The sequence below is a fragment of the Achromobacter sp. B7 genome (assembly GCF_003600685.1).
Taxonomy (GTDB): domain Bacteria; phylum Pseudomonadota; class Gammaproteobacteria; order Burkholderiales; family Burkholderiaceae_B; genus Achromobacter; species Achromobacter spanius_B.
In genome coordinates, this window is record NZ_CP032084.1 from 693,072 (window position 1) to 715,961 (window position 22,890).

At 59.3% G+C, this 22,890-nt stretch carries 17 protein-coding genes, 2 rRNA genes and 1 other RNA gene; 13 read left to right on the forward strand and 7 right to left on the reverse strand.

Annotated features, from left to right (window positions below):
* The first annotated feature begins 1 nt into the window (after position 1).
* Together DVB37_RS03195 and DVB37_RS03200 are read left to right on the forward strand one after the other, a co-directional pair.
* Positions 2-1,531: a tripartite tricarboxylate transporter permease gene (locus DVB37_RS03195; RefSeq protein WP_046807614.1), complete on the forward strand. Its 1,530-nt coding sequence runs from the start codon at positions 2-4 to the stop codon at positions 1,529-1,531.
* Between the two features lie 111 nt (positions 1,532-1,642).
* Positions 1,643-2,572, forward strand: a complete 930-nt coding sequence (locus DVB37_RS03200; protein ID WP_046807615.1) for a glyoxylate/hydroxypyruvate reductase A — start codon at positions 1,643-1,645, stop codon at positions 2,570-2,572.
* On the opposite strand, the gene DVB37_RS03205 is transcribed toward DVB37_RS03200, so the two are convergent.
* Complete coding sequence (locus tag DVB37_RS03205) at positions 2,566-3,501, reverse strand: LysR family transcriptional regulator (RefSeq protein WP_046807616.1); 936 nt, start codon at positions 3,499-3,501, stop codon at positions 2,566-2,568. The two genes, DVB37_RS03200 and DVB37_RS03205, sit on opposite strands and share 7 nt — an antisense overlap.
* Before the next feature lie 199 nt (positions 3,502-3,700).
* On the opposite strand from DVB37_RS03205, the gene DVB37_RS03210 reads away from it, so the two are divergent.
* Positions 3,701-4,330 (forward strand): FMN-dependent NADH-azoreductase, encoded by a 630-nt coding sequence (locus DVB37_RS03210; protein ID WP_046807617.1) that lies wholly within the window; start codon positions 3,701-3,703, stop codon positions 4,328-4,330.
* A 122-nt stretch (positions 4,331-4,452) separates the two neighbouring features.
* Here DVB37_RS03210 and DVB37_RS03215 read toward each other — a convergent pair whose 3' ends face one another.
* The 4 genes from DVB37_RS03215 to DVB37_RS03230 form a co-directional block, all read right to left on the reverse strand.
* A complete protein-coding gene (locus tag DVB37_RS03215) occupies positions 4,453-5,358 on the reverse strand; it encodes an NAD(P)-dependent oxidoreductase (protein WP_120153808.1) in 906 nt (301 codons plus the stop codon).
* A 58-nt stretch (positions 5,359-5,416) separates the two neighbouring features.
* The gene (locus tag DVB37_RS03220) at positions 5,417-7,021 is read right to left on the reverse strand and encodes a gamma-glutamyltransferase family protein (RefSeq protein WP_120153810.1); all 1,605 of its coding nucleotides are present in this window, start codon (positions 7,019-7,021) and stop codon (positions 5,417-5,419) included.
* A gap of 181 nt (positions 7,022-7,202) precedes the next feature.
* A complete protein-coding gene (locus DVB37_RS03225; protein WP_104145126.1) occupies positions 7,203-8,708 on the reverse strand; it encodes a tripartite tricarboxylate transporter permease in 1,506 nt (501 codons plus the stop codon).
* 13 nt (positions 8,709-8,721) lie between these two features.
* Positions 8,722-9,186, reverse strand: coding sequence for a tripartite tricarboxylate transporter TctB family protein (locus tag DVB37_RS03230; RefSeq protein WP_120153812.1), 465 nt, complete (start codon positions 9,184-9,186; stop codon positions 8,722-8,724).
* A 479-nt stretch (positions 9,187-9,665) separates the two neighbouring features.
* On the opposite strand from DVB37_RS03230, the gene DVB37_RS03235 reads away from it, so the two are divergent.
* The 4 genes from DVB37_RS03235 to DVB37_RS03250 all read left to right on the forward strand — a co-directional run bounded on the left by DVB37_RS03235 (position 9,666) and on the right by DVB37_RS03250 (position 11,497).
* Complete coding sequence (locus tag DVB37_RS03235; protein ID WP_046807622.1) at positions 9,666-10,112, forward strand: hypothetical protein; 447 nt, start codon at positions 9,666-9,668, stop codon at positions 10,110-10,112.
* Complete coding sequence (locus DVB37_RS03240) at positions 10,112-10,423, forward strand: cell division protein ZapA (RefSeq protein WP_006217444.1); 312 nt, start codon at positions 10,112-10,114, stop codon at positions 10,421-10,423. The genes DVB37_RS03235 and DVB37_RS03240 overlap by 1 nt, the downstream gene beginning before the upstream one ends.
* Before the next feature lie 32 nt (positions 10,424-10,455).
* A non-coding RNA gene (gene ssrS, locus DVB37_RS03245) (6S RNA) lies at positions 10,456-10,640 on the forward strand.
* 92 nt (positions 10,641-10,732) lie between these two features.
* On the forward strand, positions 10,733-11,497 hold the full coding sequence (locus tag DVB37_RS03250) for an SIMPL domain-containing protein (RefSeq protein ID WP_104145123.1): 765 nt from the start codon (positions 10,733-10,735) through the stop codon (positions 11,495-11,497).
* On the opposite strand, the gene lgt is transcribed toward DVB37_RS03250, so the two are convergent.
* Complete coding sequence (lgt, locus tag DVB37_RS03255) at positions 11,472-12,260, reverse strand: prolipoprotein diacylglyceryl transferase (protein ID WP_046807624.1); 789 nt, start codon at positions 12,258-12,260, stop codon at positions 11,472-11,474. The two genes, DVB37_RS03250 and lgt, sit on opposite strands and share 26 nt — an antisense overlap.
* Before the next feature lie 132 nt (positions 12,261-12,392).
* Between lgt and ilvD the strand changes: the two genes are divergently transcribed.
* From ilvD to msrA, 3 genes are all read left to right on the forward strand, one after another.
* Positions 12,393-14,078 carry a dihydroxy-acid dehydratase gene (gene ilvD / locus DVB37_RS03260; RefSeq protein WP_120153816.1) on the forward strand — a complete coding sequence of 562 codons (1,686 nt, stop codon included), beginning with the start codon at positions 12,393-12,395 and terminating at the stop codon, positions 14,076-14,078.
* The gene (locus DVB37_RS03265; RefSeq protein ID WP_046807626.1) at positions 14,062-14,397 is read left to right on the forward strand and encodes a c-type cytochrome; all 336 of its coding nucleotides are present in this window, start codon (positions 14,062-14,064) and stop codon (positions 14,395-14,397) included. The genes ilvD and DVB37_RS03265 overlap by 17 nt, the downstream gene beginning before the upstream one ends.
* Positions 14,398-14,473: 76 nt before the next feature.
* Positions 14,474-15,028, forward strand: a complete 555-nt coding sequence (msrA, locus tag DVB37_RS03270; RefSeq protein ID WP_046807627.1) for a peptide-methionine (S)-S-oxide reductase MsrA — start codon at positions 14,474-14,476, stop codon at positions 15,026-15,028.
* Between the two features lie 114 nt (positions 15,029-15,142).
* Here msrA and hppD read toward each other — a convergent pair whose 3' ends face one another.
* On the reverse strand, positions 15,143-16,255 hold the full coding sequence (hppD, locus tag DVB37_RS03275) for a 4-hydroxyphenylpyruvate dioxygenase (protein WP_046807628.1): 1,113 nt from the start codon (positions 16,253-16,255) through the stop codon (positions 15,143-15,145).
* A 156-nt stretch (positions 16,256-16,411) separates the two neighbouring features.
* On the opposite strand from hppD, the gene DVB37_RS03280 reads away from it, so the two are divergent.
* The 3 genes from DVB37_RS03280 to DVB37_RS03290 all read left to right on the forward strand — a co-directional run bounded on the left by DVB37_RS03280 (position 16,412) and on the right by DVB37_RS03290 (position 22,716).
* On the forward strand, positions 16,412-16,888 hold the full coding sequence (locus DVB37_RS03280; protein ID WP_006221896.1) for an Lrp/AsnC family transcriptional regulator: 477 nt from the start codon (positions 16,412-16,414) through the stop codon (positions 16,886-16,888).
* Between the two features lie 1,070 nt (positions 16,889-17,958).
* Positions 17,959-19,489: ribosomal RNA gene (locus DVB37_RS03285) — 16S ribosomal RNA — on the forward strand.
* A 342-nt stretch (positions 19,490-19,831) separates the two neighbouring features.
* Positions 19,832-22,716, forward strand: a 23S ribosomal RNA gene (locus DVB37_RS03290).
* The 16S and 23S rRNA genes sit together here, the layout of an rRNA operon.
* Positions 22,717-22,890: the final 174 nt, after the last annotated feature.

Genomic DNA, 22,890 nt, shown 5'->3' on the forward strand with positions numbered 1-22,890 from the left:
CATGATCTCTCAATCTTTGATGGACCTTTGGTACGGCTTCGGCGTTGCGTTCCAGTGGCACAACCTGATGTGGTCGTTCTTTGGCGTGCTGGTCGGAAACCTGATCGGCGTGTTGCCCGGCATGGGCGCCTTGTCGGCGATCTCGATCCTGTTGCCGTTGACCTACGTCATGCAGCCCGTGCCCGCCATTCTGATGCTGGCCGGTATCTTCTACGGATCGCAATATGGTGGCGCCATCGGCGCGATTCTGCTCAACCTGCCTTCGCACCCGCCGCACGCGGTCACCTGCCTTGACGGCTACCCCCTGACCAAACAAGGCAAGGGAGGGACCGCGCTGGGCATCACGATGATCTGTTCGTTCTTCGCGGCCTCGGTCGGCATCATCGTCATGATCTTCGCGTCGCCCTTGCTGGTGGAAGTGGCCTTCAAGTTCGGCCCGACCGAGATCTTCTCGATCATGCTGCTGGGCTTGCTGGCGGGTGCGACGATGTCGCGCGGCTCGCCGCTGAAGGGCGTGGCGATGACGCTGTTCGGCCTGATGTGCGGCGTGGTCGGCACGGATGTGAACACCGGTACCATCCGCTTCTCGTTCGGCCTGCTGGACTTGTCCGACGGCCTGGAACTGGTAGCGATCTCGATGGGCCTGTTCGGCGTGGCCGACTTCCTGATGAGCGTCAATCGCATGACCATCATCGGTAGCGGCGCCAAGCTGCGCATTCGCGACATGCGGCCGTCCAAGCAGGAATTGAAGACGGCTTTCTGGCCGATGGTTCGTGGTACGGCGGTGGGTACGCTGTTTGGCGCCATGCCGGGCACGGGTCCCACCATCACCACCTTCGTCGCCTATGCGCTGGAACGCAAGATCTCGAAGACGCCCGAAAAGTTCGGCACCGGCATGATCGCCGGCGTGGCGTCGCCGGAAGCGTCGTCGCACTCGAAGACGCAGGTGGACTTCATTCCCACGATGAGCCTGGGCATTCCCGGCGACGCGGTGATGGCGTTGATTCTGGGCGCCTTGCTGATCCAGGGCATCCAGCCGGGTCCGCAGCTGATCACCGAGCATCCGGACATTTTCTGGGGCCTGATCGCCAGCTTCTGGGTGGGTAACGTGCTGCTGATGGTGCTGAACGTGCCGCTGATCGGCGTGTGGGTCAAGTTGCTGCAAGTGCCGTACCGCTATCTGTTCCCGTCCGCGCTGTTCTTCATTGCAGTGGGCGTGTTCAGCACGCAAAACAGTCTCTTCCAGATTTGGGAAGTGCTGGCCTTCGGCGTGATCGGCGCGATTCTTATGACGCTGGAATTCTCGGTGGCGCCCATCCTGCTGGGCTTCGTGCTGGGCCCCATGGTGGAAGAGAATTTCCGCCGTGCCCTGCTGCTGTCGCGCGGGGATCTGATGGTGTTCGTGCAACGCCCGATCAGCGCGTGGTTCATCGCCGCCAGCGCCTTGCTGATCCTGCTGCAAGTGTGGGCGTTCGCGCGCCGTGGCAAGGGCAAGGACAAGACCAAACCGGAAGTGCCGCAAACGGTTTAAGCGGCGCTTACATCCGTACAACGACGGCCCGGCTTCATGCCGGGCCGTTTGATTTGTGTGACGCCATCCTGCATGCTTGCGGTTTCCGAAACGCCTTGCAGAGCCGCCAACATGCATATTCTTTTCGCTTGCCCCCACCACGATCCCGACGTTTGGGTGCCGCCTTTGGAAGCCGCGATGCCCGGGTGCCGCATCTCGGTGTGGAATCCCGATGGCCCGCCGTCAGGCGCCGAAGTGGCGCTGGTCTGGCGTCCTCCGGCAGAGCTTTTCAAGCACGAGACAGGCATCACGACGCTGTTCAATCTGGGGGCGGGCGTAGACGCCCTGTTGAAGATGCCCGAGATTCCCGAGCACGTGCGTATCGTGCGCCTGGAAGACGCCGGCATGTCGGTGCAGATGGCCGAATATGCGTTGTACGCGCTGCTGCGCGTGTCGCGTGATTTCCAGGCGTTTGACGAAGCGCAGGCCCGTCAGCATTGGGACACGCGAGAAGGCACCGCACAGTCGGATTGGCCGGTGGGCGTGCTGGGGCTGGGTCAGGTGGGCGCGCGTGTGGCGCAAACCCTGGCGGAATTTGGCTACCCGGTGGCTGGCTGGTCGCGGTCGCCGCGCGAGATTGCCGGCGTCGAATCGTTTGCAGGCGAAGCCGCGCTGCCGGCCTTCCTGGCCCGCACGCGCTTTCTGGTCAATGTGTTGCCACTGACGCCCGACACGCGCGGCATCCTCAACCGCGAGACGCTGTCGCAATTGCTGCCCGAGGCGCACCTGGTCAACGTCGGCCGTGGCGAGCATCTGGTTGAAGAGGATCTGGTGCAGATGCTTGAAGAAGGCGAGATCGCCGGCGCGACGCTTGACGTTTTCCACACCGAGCCGCTGCCCCGCGATCATCCTTTCTGGCGCGACCCGCGCGTGCACGTCACGCCGCACATCGCGGCCCGTACGTTGCGCGACGAAAGCATCGAGCAGATTGCGGGCAAGGTCGCTCAACTGATGCGCGGCGAAGCCATCACCGGCGTGGTCGAACGCACGCGCGGCTACTGAGTCGCGGGCGTCACGGCTTTTTCCAGCCGCTGGTACATCGAAGGCAGGCGTTGCGACAGGAAATCCAACAGCGTCCGGACGGCGGGCATCATGCCCCGCCGCGATGGATAAATGCAATGGACAATGCCTTCGGGCGATTGCCATTGCGGCAGCACCGGCACCAACTGGCCACGGCGCAGCTGTTCTTGCGTGGCGATAGACGGCAAGAGTGCAATGCCACGCCCACGCACGGCTGCTTCGGTCAGCACAATGAAGTCGTTGCACGATAGCTGCGGCTTCAGCTCGATCTGCACTTCTTCGCCCTTGTCATTGCGCAGCGGCCATCGCACTTCGTTCTGCGGGTCGGAAAAGCTCAACGTGGTGTGCGAGGCCAGATCTTGCGGTGTGTCCGGGCTGCCCCGGCGCTGCAAGTAGCCGGGGCTGGCCACTAGCGTGCCGCGCGCCGTGCCCAGATGGCGCACGACCAGTTCGGCGTCGGTGTCCAGCTTGGTTCGGACTCGCAACGCCAGGTCCACGCCTTCCCGGATCAGGTCAACCCGCCGGTTCGTTACCAGCAACTGCACGGAAATTGCCGGCCACGCATCCAGGAATTCGGGCAACAGCGGCGCCAGCACGTCCTGCGCAATCGACACCGGGCAACTTACGATGACGGGGCCGGCCGGTTCCGCTTGCAGTTGGCGCATAGCGTCGTCGGCGGCGCGCGCGGACGCCGCCATTTCGCGGCAGTAGTGCAGATACCGTTCCCCGGCGGAAGTCAGCCGCAGGCGTCGTGTCGTGCGTTGCAGCAGGCGTACGCCCAGACTTTCCTCCAAATGCGAAATCCGCCTGGATAGGCGGGATTTGGGAATGTCCAGCGCGCGGGCGGCGGCGCTGAATCCGCCCTGCTCAACGACTTGGGAGAAGTAATAGAGGTCGTTTAGATCTTGCATGATTGTTCTATTCCTGGAACGAACAGTTCATCATATCCCGGTTTATGCGAATAATGAACCGGTCTACAGTGACGCCATGCATTCGGGATCTGCCACCGCCACCCGGCGCCCAGCCCCAGTCCGGATTTCCCTTTGAACCGGATGTGGCGCTGTCAGATTCCGACGCCCGCCCCTGGCGGGCCAACTGGAGAAATTCGCTATGAAGACCCTTGTTATCCTTTCCTCGATCCTCGGCAACCGTTCGCACAGCAAGGAATTGGCTGACCACCTGATCGCCCGCCTGAAGGCCGCCAACCCCGCCGCCAGCGTGAAAGTTCGCGACATCGGCGCACAACCGATTCCGTACTTTGACGGCAACACGGCCGGTGCGTTGTTCACGCCCGCCGATGCCCGCACCGTGGAACAGCAACGCATCGTTGAGTTGAGCGATTCGCTGGTCGCGGAACTGATGGAAGCCGACCGCATCGTGTTCGCCGTGCCCGTGTACAACTTTAATTTGCCGGCGCAGTTCAAGAGCTACCTGGACTACGTGGCCCGCGCTGGCGTCACGTTCCGTTATACGCCCGAAGGCGTGCCGGAAGGCCTCGTCAAGGGTAAGCAGGTGTTCGTGTTGACGGCCCGCGGCGGCAAGGCCGAAGGCACGCCGTCCGACACGATGACGCCGTACCTGCGGCAGATGCTGGGTTTCCTGGGCATGGACGCCGTGACGTTCATCGCGGCCGAAGGCATGGCGATGGGCGAAGTGGCAGCCTTGGAAGGGGTGACCTTGGCCAAGCAGCGCATTGATGCACTGGTCCTGGATTCAGCACCGGCGGGCCTGGCAGCCTGATCGCGGGATGCAGGCAGTCACGGGTGTCGTGATGTTGTGATGCCATGATGTAGAAACAAAAGGCGAGCCAACCGGCTCGCCTTTTTTGTCGCCGCGTTCCGGCGACGTTACCCGCGCAACGCTCAGTCGCGCAGGCGCTTCACCAGGCTAGAAGTATCCCAGCGACCCCCGCCCATTTTTTGGACGTCGCCATAAAACTGGTCCACCAATGCCGTCACCGGCACACGGGCGCCGTTGTTGCGGGCCTCGGCCAGCACCAACCCCAAGTCCTTGCGCATCCAGTCGACCGCAAATCCGAATTCGAACTTGTCGTCGACCATGGTGCCGCCCCGGTTCTCCATCTGCCAGCTTTGCGCGGCGCCCTTGCTGATCACGTCCAGCACCAGCTTCATGTCCAGATCGGCAGCCTGGCCAAACGCCACGGCTTCGGACAAGCCCTGCACGATGCCCGCAATGCAGATCTGGTTGACCATCTTGGCCAATTGGCCAGAGCCCGGGGGGCCTACCAACGTGACCGCGCGGCCGAAGCTCTGCGCCACCGGCTTGATGGCGTCGAACACCGCGGCTTCGCCGCCGCACATGATGGTCAGAACGCCGTTGACGGCGCCGGCCTGTCCGCCCGAGACAGGCGCGTCCACGAAGTTCAGGCCCAGATCCTTGGCCTGTGCGTAGAGCTCGCGGGCAACGTCGGCTGACGCGGTGGTGTGATCGACGAACACGGCGCCCGGCGCCATGCCCGCAAAAGCGCCGTCAGGCCCCAGGACCACACTGCGCAGGTCGTCGTCATTGCCCACGCAGGCAAACACGATTTGTGCGCCGGCCACGGCTTCACGTGGCGTGGCTGCGTGGCCGCCGCCGAATTCAGCGGCCCAGGCTTGCGCCTTGGCGGGCGTGCGGTTGTACACCGTCACGGTGTGGCCCGCGCGGGCCAGGTGGCCAGCCATGGGCAGACCCATGACGCCCAGGCCGAGAAAAGCGACTTTCTGGGCTACGACCGCGTCGTAGCTCTTGGTACCGATCGTTGCCATGCAGGAAACTCCGCTCTATGTGAGTAAGGTCTGTCCGAGGACACTAACCTTAACGCAATCAAAAGCCGGCGGCGAGTCCATCGCGTCGGCTATCGCTGGCGCTGACATAGCCATCAACGGCAGGATCCCCCAGCCGCCAGATGAACTGACCGGATCCGAAGTCCATGTAAGGGTCGTCCACGCTTTCCAGCACGTGGCCACGCGCGCGCAGGCCTTGCGCCACCGCGGTCGACAGAGTGGGTTCGGCGTCGATGGTCAGCCCGTGGTTCCACTTCCAGCGCGGTGCGTCGCAGGCGGCTTGCGGCTGCTGGCCGTAGTCCAGCATGCGCACCAGCGTCTGCACCTGCCCCTGCGGCTGCATGTTGCCGCCCATGACGCCAAAGCTCATTACCGGCGCGCCGTCCCGCATCAGAAACGCCGGAATGATGGTGTGAAAAGGGCGCTTGCCGCCGGCCACCACATTCGGGTGCTCTGGGCGGGTGCTGAAGCAGTGCCCGCGATTTTGCAGGCTGACGCCGGTGCCCGGCACCACCACTCCCGAACCGAAGCCCATGTAGTTCGATTGAATGAAGCTGACCATCATGCCGCTCTTGTCGGCGGTGGTCAGGTACACCGTGCCGCCTTGCGGTGCATGGCCGGACAGGAAGTCCTGGGCCGCGTTTCGATTGATCAGGCGTGCGCGTGCAGCCAGGTAATCGGGCCGCAGCATTTGCTCGGGCGTCATGCGCATGTGGCGGGAGTCGGCGACATGGGCATAAACGTCGGCGAACGCCAGCTTCATGGCTTCGATCAGCAGATGCTGGGTGTCGGGATGATCGACAGGGCGCGCGGCCAGGTCGAAATTCTGCAAGATACCCAGCGCGATCAGGGCCGCGATGCCTTGGCCGTTGGGGGGAATCTGGTGCAGTGTATGGCCACGGTACGGCTGGCTGATGGGCGCTACCCATTCGGGCGAATAATCGCGCAGGTCCGCTAAGGTCAGCCCCGCGTCGTGCGCCTGCGCGTGTGCCACCAGCTTGTGCGCGGTTTCGCCTTCGTAGAAATCGCGCCCGCCTGTTGCGGCAATGCGCTTGAGGGTAGCGGCGGCGCCCGCCAACACGAAATGTTCGCCCACGTGGGGAACCCGGCCGCGCGGCAGGAAATGGTCGGCAAAGCCCGGTTGGGGCTGTAGCAGGTCAGCTTGCGCCGCCCATTTTTCGTGCACGACGGGAGACACGGCGTAACCGCGCTCGGCGTATTCGATGGCGGGGCCCAACACCTCGGCGAACGGCAGCTTGCCCAACTTTTCATGCAAGGCGGCCCAGCCGGCCACGCATCCGGGCACGGTGACGCTGTCCCAGCCGCGCATGGGAATCGCCCCTTGGTGCTTGCGCCGAAAATAATCCACATTCCAGGCGCTGGGGGCGGGGCCGGAGGCATTCAGGCCATGAAGCTTGGCGCCGTCCCAGATGACGGCGAAGCAGTCGGAACCCAGGCCGTTGCTGACTGGTTCGGTCAGGGTGAGGGTCGCGGCGGTGGCGATGGCCGCGTCAACGGCATTGCCGCCCTGGGCCAGGATGCGCAAGCCCGCCTGCGCCGCCAGTGGCTGCGACGTGGCGACGACGTTGCGGGCGAAAACGGGAATGCGGGTGGTGGGGTACGGGTTGTTCCAGTCGAAATTCATGCCGAATCATCGCGTGGGGTAAACCCGTACTTTACCGTAGCGGCTTCCCGAATCCGGCGGGGCGTAGTCCTGCGTAGCCTTTGGCAGCTTTCGCCAGGTCAGCCCAATAAAAAAACCCCTGGGACAAGCCCAGGGGTTTGGATCGCGCCGACACCGCCGCGCAAGGCGGCGGGTTCGCGTCTTACTCTTCTTCGACGAAGGTCTCTTCGCGCTTCTTGCGGATGGCGGGCAGGGCCACCAGGATCACCAGGAAGGCAGCCACGGCCAGCAGCGATGCCGACAGCGGACGCGTCACGAAGGTGCTGAAATCGCCACGCGACAGCAGCAAGGCACGGCGGAAGTTTTCTTCCATCATGGGGCCCAGAACCAGGCCCAGCAGCAGCGGTGCGCCTTCGCACTTGAGCTTCGACCACACGTAGCCGATGACACCGAAGATAGCCGTTGTGAAGATGTCGAACGAGTTGTAGTTCAACGAATACACACCGATCGTGCAGAACACCAGAATCGCCGGGAACAGGATGCGGTAGGGCACCTTCAGCAGCTTGACCCACAGGCCGATCAGCGGCAGGTTCAGCACCACCAGCATCAGGTTGCCGATCCACATCGAAGCGATCAAGCCCCAGAACAGCTCCGGGTGGCTCGTCATGACTTGCGGGCCGGGCTGGATGTTGTGAATCGTCATTGCGCCGACCATCAGCGCCATCACGGCGTTACCCGGGATACCGAGCGTCAGCAGCGGAATGAACGACGTCTGCGCGGCAGCGTTGTTCGCCGATTCCGGACCAGCCAGGCCGGCCGGGTGGCCCTTGCCGAAGCGTTCCGGATTCTTCGAGATCTTCTTTTCCAGGGTGTAGGAAGCGAAGGACGACAGCACGGCGCCACCGCCGGGCAAGATACCCAGGGCCGAACCCAGGGCCGTACCGCGCAGCACGGCGGGAGCGGCTTCCTTGAATTCCTGCTTGTTCGGGTACAGCGAGCCGATCTTGTCGGTGATGTCGACGCGGTTTTCCTTCTGCTCCAGGTTGGTCATGATTTCGGCAAAGCCGAACACACCCATGGCCACGATGGCGAAGTCGATACCGTCTTGCAGTTCGGGGATGCCGAAGTCGAAGCGGGCAACGCCCGAGTTGACGTCGGTGCCGACCATGCCCAACAGCAGGCCCAGGATGATCATCGAGATCGCCTTGGGCAGCGAGCCGGAAGCCAGCACCACGGCGCCGACCAGACCCAGACACATCAGCGAGAAGTACTCGGCGGGGCCGAACTTGAAGGCCACTTCAGCCAGCGGGGGCGCGAAGGCGGCCAACAGCAGCGTGGCCACGCAACCGGCAAAGAACGAGCCCAGTGCAGCGATAGCCAAGGCGGCACCGGCACGGCCGTTACGGGCCATCTGGTGGCCGTCCAGCACGGTCACCACCGCGGACGTTTCCCCTGGCAGCGCCACAAGAATCGCCGTGGTCGAACCGCCGTATTGCGCGCCGTAATAGATGCCTGCAAGCATGATCAGGCCGGCAATCGGGGGCAACACATACGTGATCGGCAGCAGCATCGCGATGGTCGGGACCGGGCCAATACCGGGCAACACGCCAATCAGCGTACCCAGAATGCAGCCCAGCAGTGCATAGGCCAGGTTCTCGGGCGTGAACGCCACCGAGAAGCCCAACATCAGGTTGTCAAACAATTCCATGACCGGTTGCTCCTTAGTTCATGCCCAGAAAGGACGGCCACAGCGGGAAGATCAGCCCCAGCCCCTTGACGAATGCCAGATACGAGAACACCACCAGGAAGACCGCGTTGGCGACGGCGACCTTCAAGCTGAACTCATGGCTGGCCAGGCTGCTTACGACAACCAGGATGAATACCGAAAGGTAGATGCCCAGCGGCTTGAGGATGAATCCGTACAAGACCACCGAACCCACGACGAGAAAAACGATGCGCCAGTCGAACTTGTCGACGTGTGTTTCCTGCGCTTTCTTGGAAAGCGAGCCAAGCAGCACGATGGCGCCCAGCAAAGCCAGAACAATGCCTAGCCAGAAAGGAAAGTACCCTGGGCCCATTCGGGCAGCAGTACCCATTTGGTAGCTGCTGGCCTGCCAGGCAAATCCCAGTCCAAGGGCGATGAACATCACCCCAGACCAGAAGTCCTGTCGATTGCGTAGCTGCATGATTGGTTGGCTCCTGTTTACAGCATGTAGATAAAAAAGTTTGTAGCCGGAGGGGGCTCGCCGAAAGGCGAGTGACAGGCACAAAAAAGGCACTTCAGGGTGCCATTAGTTATTCTGAAAGCGACGGCGTGGTTTCTTGAAAGGGCGAATGGTAATGGACGCCTGCCACGCTGCAAACCCTGTAAGGTCCGTGAAAGGCTGGGGTTTTCCCTAGAATTCGGGAACTCCCGACCCCGAGATGTAACGGCGCGGGAAGATTGAGGGATTTTTGAAAGCTAAGTGAAAGTTTATAGAAAGAAATGCGAAAGCCGGATCGGCCGGATGCGGGGATTTTGGAGGAGGGGACTTTTCTTCTTGGGCCGGAATCGGTTAGCCTCGCGCCGCCGACATCACAACCGTAATTCCTACCGAATATTGCCGGGTTTCTCACCTTGCGTGAAGAGGCCCGGTCTACCTCAGGATGGTTTACGATAGCGCCCATGCTGCAAGATCTAGACCAACTCGCCGCCCGAATCGGGCAACTGGTGCAACGCACCCGCCAACTCCACGCAGAGCGTGATGCGTTGCGCCTACGCTTGAACGACTTCGAAGCTGAACAGCGTGTGCTGAAGCAGCGCGCCGCCGAGCGCGAGGCTGACATCGTCACGTTGAAAACCAAGCTTCAGGATCACGACGGCGCCGTCACCGCAATGCTCGAGCAAGCCCAGCAGGCGGAAGTTGCCCTGCGCGAGCAGCTTGCCCGCGAATCCGCCGAACGCCAAGCGCTTGAGTCGCGCTTCGCCGCCCGCGAATCCGAACTGCAAGGCACCTTGCAATCTCGCGACAACGAACTACAGCGCTTGCGCGTGGCCGCCGCTTCGGCCCGCGAGCGCATTGACGCCGTGCTGGCCCGCCTGCCGGGCGCACCGTCTGGAGAGCAACACTGATGGAACGCGTAGACGTAACCATATTAGGACGCGACTATTCACTGGCTTGCTCTGCTGAAGAGAAGCCCACGTTGATGGCCGCCGTGCGTCATGTCGACCAGTTGATGCTGCGCATCCAGGGAACCGGCAAGATTTCCAGCAACGAACGCATTGCCGTCATGGCCGCTTTGCAAGTCGCCGGCGAGCTGCTTGCGATGAAAGCGCCCGATGGTCCGCTAGGGGGTTTGGCGGTTGGCGACTTCAAGCGTAGAATTGAGGACATGAACGCAGTACTCGATGACGCCTTGTCGGGTCAGGAAAAACTGCTCTAACGTTCATAAAGCTGTATTCAAGAATTTTCAGTTTGTCCCTGCCGTGTCCGTGACTAGGCCATACATTCTCTGAACCTATGTCTTTTGGCATATTGGTTGCGGGAGTGCAGAGCTGGAGTGATTGTCTCTCGTAGACGAACCCGACGCTCTTCGGAACGCGACCACCTTGAACCTCAGGGTTCGAGATGCCGGCCTTGACGGCACAGGCGGGGCATCTATCCCAGCGGGCCTGCCAACAGCGCAGGTCCGCGTCGGGTGCCAAAAATCCCCCAAGTTCTTCCCCTCTGTCCTCTTTCCTAGGACCCGTCCATGTTCAAACACCCTGTTTTTTCGCTGACGAAACTCGGCGCAGCGTGCGCAGCCGTGGCCGCCATCGCCGCCGTGCAACCGGCATACGCACAAGCGCAAGGTGCCGTGGCGCCCGCGGCAGCGGAATCGTCCACGAATCGTTCTCCCGAAATGACGCTGCAAGCCGCGGCCTCATCCGAGGTCAAGCAGGACACCGTTCGCATTTCTTTGACTGCTGAAGTCGATGCCCCCGATCAGCCTGCGGCGGGCAAGAAGCTGACGGCCATCCTGGATGACGTCGTCAAGCGCGCGCGTGACACCAAGGGCGTTGACGTCCGCACGGGCGGTTTCAACGTGTGGCCGAACACGAACAGCAAGGGCAAGATCAGTTCTTGGCGTGGCCAGGGCGAAGTGGTGCTGGAGTCCAGGGACTTCGACGCGGCAGCCGCGTTGGCGTCCAAGCTATCGGATAAGACCGCCATCTCGAACATCGCGTTTTCGCTGTCGCGTGAAGCGCGCGAGGCCGAAGAACGCAAGCTGCTGAAAGAAGCGGCGCAGGCGTTCAAGGATCGCGCCCTGGCCGCGGCAAACGCGTTCGGCTTTTCTGGCTATCGCCTGTCCAAGCTCGAGCTTGGTGGTTCGGGTGGCCCGGTACCGATGCCGCGCATGCTGGGCGCGGCCGCCATGGCTAAAGACGCTTCCGGCGGCTTCAGCCCGGACGTCCCGCTGGAAGCGGGAGACGTCACGGTCAGCGTCGCTGTTAACGGGACGATCGTTTTGCAGTGAGGGTGAACATGATGGCGCCCAAGGCGACCATCGGCACGGACAGCCACTGTCCCATGCTTAAGCCCCCCGCGAGCAGGCCAAGAAAGTTGTCCGGCTCGCGGGTGAATTCCACCAGGAAGCGGAACGTTCCGTAGCCCATCAGGAACAGCCCGCTAACCTGGCCCAGCGGGCGCGGCTTGCTGGAAAACCACCACAGCAACGCAAACAGCACGATGCCTTCCAGGCCCAGCTCATACAGTTGGGACGGATGGCGCGCCAGTCCGTCGCCGCTGTCCGGGAACACCATGGCCCACGGCACGTCGGTCGGACGACCCCAAAGCTCGCCATTGATGAAGTTGCCCAGTCGGCCAAAACCCAGACCCAGCGGGATCAGCGGCGCGATGAAATCACTGATGGCGAAAAACGGCAGCTTCTTCTTGCGGGCGAACAGCAGCATGACGACGATCACGCCTATCAGCCCGCCGTGAAACGACATGCCGCCCTGCCATAGATAGGCGACTTCCAGCGGATGCGCCAGGTAGTACGCAGGCTTGTAGAACAGCACATAGCCAAGCCGGCCACCCAGCACCACGCCCAGCACGCTGTAAAAAATCAGGTCTTCAAGGTCGCGCATGTTCAGCGACGTGGTGTGGCCGCTTGTGATGCGCCGACGCCCAAGCACATACACCAGGGCGAAACCCGCCAGATACATCAGCCCGTACCAATGAATGGCCAGCGGCCCGATCTGCAGGGCTACGGGATCGAATTTTGGATATTGCAGCATGTTCTGCCCGACACAATAAAGTTGAATGATAATAACCGGCGAGCACTGAAGATTCGCATGCGTGCAAGCGAGCCAGCTCCCCGGGTGCGTTCGCCATGTCCGCGCCCCGACGGCCGACAGGAGAGACAGACCATGCCGAACAATGAACGTTCCCGCCACATCACCCATGGCGTCGCGCGCGCGCCCAACCGCGCCATGTACTACGCGTTGGGCTACAAGGAAGCCGACTTCGACAACCCCATGATCGGCGTGGCTAACGGCCATTCCACGATCACGCCGTGCAACAGCGGCCTGCAAAGGTTGGCGGACGCGGCCATCGATGCCATCCGCGCATCCAGCGCGAATCCCCAGGTGTTCGGCACGCCCACCATATCCGATGGCATGTCGATGGGTACCGAGGGCATGAAGTATTCACTGGTGTCGCGCGAGGTTATCGCTGACTGCATCGAGACCGCTGCGCAAGGCCAGTGGATGGATGGCGTGGTGGTCATCGGCGGCTGCGACAAGAACATGCCGGGCGGCATGATCGCCCTGGCGCGCACGAACGTGCCCGGCATCTACGTCTATGGCGGCACCATCAAGCCCGGCCATTACAAAGGCAACGACCTGACCATCGTGTCCGTGTTTGAGGCAGTGGGCGAATACACCATGGGGCGCATGCCCGAAGCCGACTTCAAGCAAATCGAAAAATGCGCGATACCTGGCTCGGGTTCCTGTGGCGGCATGTACACCGCCAACACCATGAGCTCTGCCTTCGAAGCCATGGGCATGAGCCTGCCGTATTCCAGCACAATGGCCAACGAGGACGACGAGAAAGTCGTGTCGGCCGCCGAGTCGGCGCGCGTCCTGGTCGATGCGGTGCGGCGCAATCTTCGACCGCGCGACATCATTACGCGCGAATCCATTGAAAACGCCGTGTCCGTCATCATGGCCACTGGCGGCTCGACAAATGCCGTGTTGCACTTCCTGGCTATTGCCCATGCCGCCGAGGTGCCGTGGACCATCGACGACTTCGAAAGGATCCGCAAGCGTGTTCCCGTTCTGTGCGACCTGAAGCCGTCGGGCAAATACGTCGCCACCGATCTGCATCGCGCGGGCGGCATCCCGCAGGTCATGAAGCTGCTGCTTAATGCCGGCCTCTTGCATGGCGACTGCATTACCATCACCGGCAAGACCATCGCAGAGACGCTGGCGGATGTACCCGATACGCCACGCGCGGATCAGGACGTCATCATGCCGCTGGACCGCGCGCTGTATCCGCAAGGGCATCTGGCGATTCTCAAGGGCAATTTGTCGCCGGAAGGCTGTGTGGCCAAGATCACGGGGCTGAAAAATCCCGTCATGACCGGCCCGGCACGCGTCTTCGATTCCGAAGATGACGCGATGACGGCCATCATGGCGCGGCAGATCAAGGATGGTGACGTCGTTGTCATCCGCTATGAAGGTCCCAAGGGTGGGCCCGGCATGCGCGAAATGTTGGCGCCTACGTCTGCCCTGGTGGGGCAGGGCCTGGGCGAAACGGTCGGGCTCATCACCGATGGCCGTTTTTCCGGCGGCACGTGGGGCATGGTGGTCGGCCACGTCGCGCCTGAAGCCTTCGTTGGCGGCCCGATCGCCCTGATCCAGGAAGGCGATTCGGTTACCATCGATGCCCACAAACTGCTGCTGCAGTTGAACATCAGCGACGAAGACCTGGCGGCTCGTCGCCAGGCCTGGGTCCAGCCCAAGCCGCGTTATACACGCGGTGTGCTTGCCAAATTCGGCAAGCTCGCCAGCACCGCGAGCCGTGGGGCAGTTACCGATGCATTTGAAGATTAGTCTGTGGGTGGCCGCCGCCTGCGTGTTGAGCGCGGGCGCGGTCCAGGCACAAACCACCGGCCTGGATTTGGCCAAAAGCAAGGCCTGTATGGCCTGCCATCAAGTAGAAGCCAAGCGCGTGGGGCCTCCGCTGAAGAGCGTGGCGGAACGTTATGCCGGGCAGGGCGACGCCATGGTGGATTACCTGGCCGGCAAGATTCGCGGTGGCGGTCGTGGCGCGTGGGGCGCGGTTCCCATGCCTGCCCAAACGCATGTCAGCCAGGAAGACGCCCGCCTGCTGGCCGAATGGATATTGTCGCTGGCGCCCGCCAAGCAGTAGTCTTAATCTTTACGTCCCGCGCACGATGCGCGGGGGCGCGGCCCACGAACGGGTCGCCTATAAGAGAGGAATCGTCATGGCAGAACAACCTTCCCCCGGCAACGAGGTCGCCGTCCTTGGCGGCGGCTGCTTCTGGTGCGTCGAAGCGGTCTTCGCTGATCTGCGTGGAGTCAAAAGCGTCTTGCCCGGCTACAGCGGCGGGCACGTCGACAACCCCAGCTACGAGCAAGTGTGCGGCAAAGAGACCGGGCATATCGAAGTGGCCCGAATCGAATTCGACCCGTCGGAGTTGTCGTTCAGCGATTTGCTGCGTGTGTTTTTCGCTACCCACGATCCCACCACGCCGGGGCGCCAGGGCAATGACATTGGCCCGCAGTACGAGTCGGCCATCTTCTGGCAGAACGAGTCGCAGCGCGAGCAGGCCGAAGCGGTCATCGCCGAGGTCGAGGCGCAGCAGGTGTATGACGCGCCCATTGTCACCAAGCTGCTGCCGCCGGCCCGGTTCTGGCAAGCCGAGGACTACCACAGCAATTACTTTGCTTTGCATCCCGAACAAGGCTATTGCCAGTTCGTGATCGCGCCCAAGGTCGCGAAGTTCCGCAAGCAATTCCAGGATCGCCTGAAGCGCTGAGTCCATCTTCGCCGGTGCCCGCGCGTGTGCCGGGGGCAAAAAAAACCTCACCATTTGGTGAGGTTTCAAGGCCGGCGCCGCTGCATGAGCACCGCGCGCCGGCAGGGGAAGCGATTACTCGACGTTCTTCACAACGCCACGGCGCATCTGGTCCAGCTCGATCGATTCGAACAGGGCCTTGAAATTGCCTTCGCCGAATCCGTCGTTGCCCTTGCGCTGAATGATCTCAAAGAAGATCGGCCCGATCTGGTTTTCCGTGAAGATCTGCAGCAGCAGGCCACCACCCGGCGCGCCGTCCAACAAGATGCGGTTTTTCTGCAGGCGGGCAACGTCTTCGCCGTGGTTGGGCAGGCGGCGGTCCAGCAGCTCGTAGTACGTTTCCGGCGTATCCAGAAACACGACGCCCGACTCGCGCAGCGCCTCAATGGTGCTGTAGATGTCATCCGTGGCCATCGCGATATGCTGGATGCCTTCGCCGCGGTACAGGTCCAGATACTCCTGGATCTGTCCTTTCTCTTCCGTGCCTTCTTCGTTGATCGGAATGCGGATGTTGCCGCAAGGCGAAGTCATGGCCTTCGACTTCACGCCCGTCACCTTGCCTTCGATATCGAAGTAGCGCACTTCGCGGAAATTGAACAGGCGCTCGTAGAACTCCGACCACTCGGCCATGCGGCCCTTGTGGACGTTGTGCGTCAGGTGATCCACCAGCGTCAGGCCCGCGCCGCGGTGATTCAGGTCGGCCTGCGCATTGTCCGGGTCCACGGGCACGAAGTCCACGTCATAGATGCTGATGTCGCCAATACCGCCGTGGCCTTCCTTGCCGGTCCAGCGGTCAACCAGGTAAATCAGCGAATCGCCGATGCCCTTGATGGCGGGAATGTTCAATTCCATCGGACCACTGTGCGAGTCGAAGCCCCACGCACCCAGTTCCAAGGCGCGCTTGTATGCCGCATTGGCGTCTTGCACGCGAAAACCGATCGCACAGATCGACGGACCGTGCAGTCGCGCGAAGCGTTGTGCAAAGGAATCCGGCTCGGCGTTGATCAGGAAGTTGACGCCGCCCTGGCGATACAGCGTGACATCCTTGTGGCGGTGCTTGGCGATGGCTTTGAAGCCAAGCAGCTCGAACACCTTGCGCAACGCGGCGGGGTCCGGCGCGGCGTACTCAATGAACTCGAACCCGGCGGTGCCCATTGGGTTGTCCCACGGTTGAAATGCGCTGCTCATATGTCTGCTCCCTTGCATCATTTTTCAGGACGACTTGTTCTTCAAGTCTAGAAGGAGATTGTAGGTAGGATCGGCGGGCAGACAATTGCAAAGATGGCTTCGAAGCCCCGGTCTTCGGCAATAATATTGCTGCAATAGAAAACTTCGGGGCAATAAATGTCTGATATCGAGCTTGACAGGACAGATCTCAGGATCCTGGCCGAACTGCAGCGCGACGGTCGCTTAAGCAACCAGGAACTGGCTGACCGCGTTTCCTTATCCCCCAGCCCATGCTTGAGACGGGTCCGACGGCTGGAAGAAAAGGGCTTCATCAAAAAGTACGTCGCCCTGATCGATGCCGAGAAGGTCGGGCTGGGACTGTTGGCATACGTGAACATTCGCTTGAACAAGCACAGCGGTTCCAGTCACGCACCAATGAGCGACTTCGCACGGGACGTACAGCTGTGGCCAGAGGTAGTCGAGTGCTATGCGATGTCTGGCGATATGGACTACCTTCTCCGGATACAGGTAGCCGACCTGGCGCATTTTTCACGCTTCGCAATGGACACGCTGATGCGCCACCCGGCAGTCATCGACATGCGTTCCTTCTTTGCGCTTCAGCAAATCAAGGAAACGACGGAGCTGCGTCTGTAGGCGCGTCTTTGATGTCTCTCTATATATAGACGCCTTCTATATAGAGGCTTCGTCGGTAGACATAGAGGGGCGCTCCCCGTGGGCCTGCACTAGGTGCCCTCCGTACGGTTCCGAAGATATGGCTCCGGACGGCCGCAAAGAGGGTGCGTCCCTTTAAAAGTTCATTTTTCTGCAAAACGGGTGTCAACTTGGCCGGAACGCCAAAAATTCCGTGCTATAGTCTCGCTCCTTCGCAGTTCAGACATTTTTGAACCGCGAAGCCAAGCAGTACGACGGGCTCCGGCCTGCCGCCAAGCAGCCAGCGATGGCAGTCAGGTGGGATTGCAAGGAATGGTGCAAATCAGGCAAAAGCCAGTTGCACAATCTGCAAAAATCGTGCTATAGTCTTGGGCTTGGCTGGTGATGACGAGCAAGGGTTTACCCGGATCGAAATCGCGAGCCACCTGAGTAGTAACCGACCTCTGGTTTCCAGAGCCGCCCTAGCGAAAGCCGGTGGCGGGGTTGCAAGATAGGATGCAAATTAGGCAAGAGCCGGTTGCATAATCTGCAAAAGTCGTGTTATAGTTTCAGGCTTGGCAGTTGCCGAAAACTTAGGGTTTACCCGGATGGGTGTTCTGATGTTTCGATAGCTGCTAAAGAGAGCAGACCTGAAGAGGTCGCAGGCAAGAAAGCGGTGGCGCGAAAGCGAACGAAGCTGACTTGACAAGCGATAAAAACTTCTTCATAATCTCGCCTCTCTGCTGCTGAAAACAGCAAGCGACGCAAGGCAAAAGCCGCGCAGCGCGGGCAGGATCAGCAGGTAGCAGTAAGCAGTTTGTAGTACCGAATTTGCAGTACCGCTCTTTAACAATTAAACAACCGATAAGTGTGGGCGCTTGATGCGATGCACTGTGATTTAAGTCCGGGGTTAAACCTTGACTTGCTTCACAAGCACAATGAAATCAAGTGCTCACTAGAAGTGAAGTACCTTAGACGTCAAGTTTAAGAACATACCTCACTTCCTTTGAGTAGCGACGTATGACCTGGTTCGGATTTATTCGGACCAAGAATACGAAACAAATACAGAGATTAAACTGAAGAGTTTGATCCTGGCTCAGATTGAACGCTAGCGGGATGCCTTACACATGCAAGTCGAACGGCAGCACGGACTTCGGTCTGGTGGCGAGTGGCGAACGGGTGAGTAATGTATCGGAACGTGCCTAGTAGCGGGGGATAACTACGCGAAAGCGTAGCTAATACCGCATACGCCCTACGGGGGAAAGCAGGGGATCGCAAGACCTTGCACTATTAGAGCGGCCGATATCGGATTAGCTAGTTGGTGGGGTAACGGCTCACCAAGGCGACGATCCGTAGCTGGTTTGAGAGGACGACCAGCCACACTGGGACTGAGACACGGCCCAGACTCCTACGGGAGGCAGCAGTGGGGAATTTTGGACAATGGGGGAAACCCTGATCCAGCCATCCCGCGTGTGCGATGAAGGCCTTCGGGTTGTAAAGCACTTTTGGCAGGAAAGAAACGTCATGGGCTAATACCCCGTGAAACTGACGGTACCTGCAGAATAAGCACCGGCTAACTACGTGCCAGCAGCCGCGGTAATACGTAGGGTGCAAGCGTTAATCGGAATTACTGGGCGTAAAGCGTGCGCAGGCGGTTCGGAAAGAAAGATGTGAAATCCCAGAGCTTAACTTTGGAACTGCATTTTTAACTACCGAGCTAGAGTGTGTCAGAGGGAGGTGGAATTCCGCGTGTAGCAGTGAAATGCGTAGATATGCGGAGGAACACCGATGGCGAAGGCAGCCTCCTGGGATAACACTGACGCTCATGCACGAAAGCGTGGGGAGCAAACAGGATTAGATACCCTGGTAGTCCACGCCCTAAACGATGTCAACTAGCTGTTGGGGCCTTCGGGCCTTGGTAGCGCAGCTAACGCGTGAAGTTGACCGCCTGGGGAGTACGGTCGCAAGATTAAAACTCAAAGGAATTGACGGGGACCCGCACAAGCGGTGGATGATGTGGATTAATTCGATGCAACGCGAAAAACCTTACCTACCCTTGACATGTCTGGAATTCCGAAGAGATTTGGAAGTGCTCGCAAGAGAACCGGAACACAGGTGCTGCATGGCTGTCGTCAGCTCGTGTCGTGAGATGTTGGGTTAAGTCCCGCAACGAGCGCAACCCTTGTCATTAGTTGCTACGAAAGGGCACTCTAATGAGACTGCCGGTGACAAACCGGAGGAAGGTGGGGATGACGTCAAGTCCTCATGGCCCTTATGGGTAGGGCTTCACACGTCATACAATGGTCGGGACAGAGGGTCGCCAACCCGCGAGGGGGAGCCAATCCCAGAAACCCGATCGTAGTCCGGATCGCAGTCTGCAACTCGACTGCGTGAAGTCGGAATCGCTAGTAATCGCGGATCAGCATGTCGCGGTGAATACGTTCCCGGGTCTTGTACACACCGCCCGTCACACCATGGGAGTGGGTTTTACCAGAAGTAGTTAGCCTAACCGTAAGGGGGGCGATTACCACGGTAGGATTCATGACTGGGGTGAAGTCGTAACAAGGTAGCCGTATCGGAAGGTGCGGCTGGATCACCTCCTTTCAGAGCTTAAGTGCTCGTGTTAAGCGTCCACTCTTATCGGTTGTTTTTTGTAGCTGGGGTCAATCTTGTTTGGCCCCGCGTAGAAGCTAACGCATAGCGCTGCTTGCAGCGCTATGCGTTGGGTTTTACTCAACAGCTATATCGTTCTTTAACAATCTGGAAGAAGCACAACGAAATGTACTTATTAAGTACTCGGCGCAAGCCGAAGAAAATAAGTACGGGTTGTGATTGCATTATTTTGTTCCAAGTTCTCAAGACTGGGGTGAATAACCTCAGACTGCTTTGAAACTTATGAACGGCACAAACGCTAATACTCAGGTCCTATAGCCTACAGCGTTATAGGATCAAGCGACTAAGTGCATATGGTGGATGCCTTGGCGATCACAGGCGATGAAGGACGTAGTAGCCTGCGAAAAGCTACGGGGAGCTGGCAAACAAGCTTTGATCCGTAGATGTCCGAATGGGGAAACCCACCGCAGCAATGCGGTATCCCTAGCTGAATACATAGGCTAGTGGAAGCGAACCGGGTGAACTGAAACATCTCAGTAGCTCGAGGAAAAGAAATCAACCGAGATTCCGAAAGTAGTGGCGAGCGAAATCGGAAGAGCCTTTACGTTTTAGCACGCAAGATAGTCGAACGGAATGGAAAGTCCGGCCGTAGCAGGTGATAGCCCTGTAGATGAAATCTTGTGTGTGGAACTAAGCGTAAGACAAGTAGGGCGGGACACGTGAAATCCTGTTTGAAGATGGGGGGACCATCCTCCAAGGCTAAATACTCGTGATCGACCGATAGTGAACCAGTACCGTGAGGGAAAGGCGAAAAGAACCCCGGAAGGGGAGTGAAATAGATCCTGAAACCGTATGCATACAAACAGTAGGAGCCTCCTTGTGGGGTGACTGCGTACCTTTTGTATAATGGGTCAGCGACTTACATTCAGTGGCAAGGTTAACCGAATAGGGAAGCCGTAGCGAAAGCGAGTCCGAATAGGGCGATTCAGTCGCTGGGTGTAGACCCGAAACCAGATGATCTATCCATGGCCAGGTTGAAGGCACGGTAACACGTGCTGGAGGACCGAACCCACTAATGTTGAAAAATTAGGGGATGAGCTGTGGATAGGGGTGAAAGGCTAAACAAATCTGGAAATAGCTGGTTCTCTCCGAAAACTATTTAGGTAGTGCCTCAAGTATTACTGCGGGGGGTAGAGCACTGTTATAGCTAGGGGGTCATGGCGACTTACCAAACTATGGCAAACTCCGAATACCCGCAAGTACAGCTTGGGAGACAGAGCACCGGGTGCTAACGTCCGGACTCAAGAGGGAAACAACCCAGACCGCCAGCTAAGGTCCCGAATTATCGCTAAGTGGGAAACGAAGTGGGAAGGCATAGACAGTCAGGAGGTTGGCTTAGAAGCAGCCATCCTTTAAAGAAAGCGTAATAGCTCACTGATCGAGTCGTCCTGCGCGGAAGATGTAACGGGGCTAAGCGATAAACCGAAGCTGCGGGTGTGCACTTTTAGTGCACGCGGTAGGAGAGCGTTCTGTAAGCCTGCGAAGGTGGCTTGTAAAGGCTGCTGGAGGTATCAGAAGTGCGAATGCTGACATGAGTAGCGATAAAGGGGGTGAAAAGCCCCCTCGCCGTAAGTCCAAGGTTTCCTGCGCAACGTTCATCGGCGCAGGGTGAGTCGGCCCCTAAGGCGAGGCAGAGATGCGTAGCTGATGGGAAACTGGTTAATATTCCAGTACCGTCGTACAGTGCGATGGGGGGACGGATCGCGGAAGATCATCAGGGTGTTGGATGTCCCTGTTGCTGTATCGAAGATGGCGCTTAGGCAAATCCGGGCGCGTAAATCAAGGGTATGGCACGAGCGAGCATTGCTTGCGAAGTGATTGGAAGTGGTTCCAAGAAAAGCCTCTAAGCTTCAGCTGTACGAGACCGTACCGCAAACCGACACAGGTGGACGGGATGAATATTCCAAGGCGCTTGAGAGAACTCAGGAGAAGGAACTCGGCAAATTGATACCGTAACTTCGGGAGAAGGTATACCCCGGTAGTGTGAAGCGCCTGCGCGCTTAGCATGATGGGGTCGCAGAGAATCGGTGGCTGCGACTGTTTATTAAAAACACAGCACTCTGCAAAGACGAAAGTCGACGTATAGGGTGTGACGCCTGCCCGGTGCCGGAAGGTTAAGTGATGGGGTGCAAGCTCTTGATCGAAGCCCCGGTAAACGGCGGCCGTAACTATAACGGTCCTAAGGTAGCGAAATTCCTTGTCGGGTAAGTTCCGACCTGCACGAATGGCGTAACGATGGCCACACTGTCTCCTCCTGAGACTCAGCGAAGTTGAAGTGTTTGTGATGATGCAATCTACCCGCGGCTAGACGGAAAGACCCCATGAACCTTTACTGTAGCTTTGCATTGATCTGTGAACCGGCCTGTGTAGGATAGGTGGGAGGCTTTGAAGCGTGGTCGCTAGATCACGTGGAGCCATCCTTGAAATACCACCCTGGTTTGTTTGCGGTTCTAACCTTGGTCCGTTATCCGGATCGGGGACAGTGCATGGTGGGCAGTTTGACTGGGGCGGTCTCCTCCCAAAGTGTAACGGAGGAGTTCGAAGGTACGCTAGGTACGGTCGGAAATCGTGCTGATAGTGCAATGGCATAAGCGTGCTTGACTGTGAGACTGACAAGTCGAACAGGTGCGAAAGCAGGACATAGTGATCCGGTGGTTCTGAATGGAAGGGCCATCGCTCAACGGATAAAAGGTACTCTGGGGATAACAGGCTGATACCGCCCAAGAGTTCATATCGACGGCGGTGTTTGGCACCTCGATGTCGGCTCATCTCATCCTGGGGCTGTAGCCGGTCCCAAGGGTATGGCTGTTCGCCATTTAAAGAGGTACGTGAGCTGGGTTTAAAACGTCGTGAGACAGTTTGGTCCCTATCTGCCGTGGGCGTTGGATACTTGACGGAGCCTGCTCCTAGTACGAGAGGACCGGAGTGGACGTACCTCTGGTGTACCGGTTGTCATGCCAATGGCATTGCCGGGTAGCTAAGTACGGAAGAGATAACCGCTGAAGGCATCTAAGCGGGAAACTCGTCTGAAGATTAGGTATCCCGGGGACTTGATCCCCCTAAAGAGTCGTTCGAGACCAGGACGTTGATAGGTCGGGTGTGGAAGCGCAGTAATGCGTTAAGCTAACCGATACTAATTGCTCGTGAGGCTTGATCCTATAACACTGATGGTTATTGACCTGGTGATATAGCGTTCCAAGTGTCGTTCAATACAAAATCTGGCTGCACCGTCAGCAGCCAGCCAACACCAATTACGACCCCCCTGTGCATGATCATCGAGCCAGCCTCTGATCATCCACACGTTGTGTTTCTTCCAAGATTGGAGCCGTTGC

Bases quoted from the DNA above. Each gene is read 5' to 3' on its own strand.
- DVB37_RS03280 (WP_006221896.1), top strand. From the start codon at position 16,412: ATGTCTGATATCGAGCTTGACAGGACAGATCTCAGGATCCTGGCCGAA.
- DVB37_RS03220 (WP_120153810.1), bottom strand. From the start codon at position 7,021: ATGAATTTCGACTGGAACAACCCGTACCCCACCACCCGCATTCCCGTT.
- msrA (WP_046807627.1), top strand. From the start codon at position 14,474: ATGGCAGAACAACCTTCCCCCGGCAACGAGGTCGCCGTCCTTGGCGGC.
- ilvD (WP_120153816.1), top strand. From the start codon at position 12,393: ATGCCGAACAATGAACGTTCCCGCCACATCACCCATGGCGTCGCGCGC.
- DVB37_RS03240 (WP_006217444.1), top strand. From the start codon at position 10,112: ATGGAACGCGTAGACGTAACCATATTAGGACGCGACTATTCACTGGCT.
- DVB37_RS03230 (WP_120153812.1), bottom strand. From the start codon at position 9,186: ATGCAGCTACGCAATCGACAGGACTTCTGGTCTGGGGTGATGTTCATC.
- DVB37_RS03250 (WP_104145123.1), top strand. From the start codon at position 10,733: ATGTTCAAACACCCTGTTTTTTCGCTGACGAAACTCGGCGCAGCGTGC.
- DVB37_RS03225 (WP_104145126.1), bottom strand. From the start codon at position 8,708: ATGGAATTGTTTGACAACCTGATGTTGGGCTTCTCGGTGGCGTTCACG.
- DVB37_RS03235 (WP_046807622.1), top strand. From the start codon at position 9,666: ATGCTGCAAGATCTAGACCAACTCGCCGCCCGAATCGGGCAACTGGTG.
- DVB37_RS03215 (WP_120153808.1), bottom strand. From the start codon at position 5,358: ATGGCAACGATCGGTACCAAGAGCTACGACGCGGTCGTAGCCCAGAAA.
- DVB37_RS03210 (WP_046807617.1), top strand. From the start codon at position 3,701: ATGAAGACCCTTGTTATCCTTTCCTCGATCCTCGGCAACCGTTCGCAC.
- hppD (WP_046807628.1), bottom strand. From the start codon at position 16,255: ATGAGCAGCGCATTTCAACCGTGGGACAACCCAATGGGCACCGCCGGG.
- lgt (WP_046807624.1), bottom strand. From the start codon at position 12,260: ATGCTGCAATATCCAAAATTCGATCCCGTAGCCCTGCAGATCGGGCCG.
- DVB37_RS03200 (WP_046807615.1), top strand. From the start codon at position 1,643: ATGCATATTCTTTTCGCTTGCCCCCACCACGATCCCGACGTTTGGGTG.
- DVB37_RS03265 (WP_046807626.1), top strand. From the start codon at position 14,062: ATGCATTTGAAGATTAGTCTGTGGGTGGCCGCCGCCTGCGTGTTGAGC.
- DVB37_RS03195 (WP_046807614.1), top strand. From the start codon at position 2: ATGATCTCTCAATCTTTGATGGACCTTTGGTACGGCTTCGGCGTTGCG.
- DVB37_RS03205 (WP_046807616.1), bottom strand. From the start codon at position 3,501: ATGCAAGATCTAAACGACCTCTATTACTTCTCCCAAGTCGTTGAGCAG.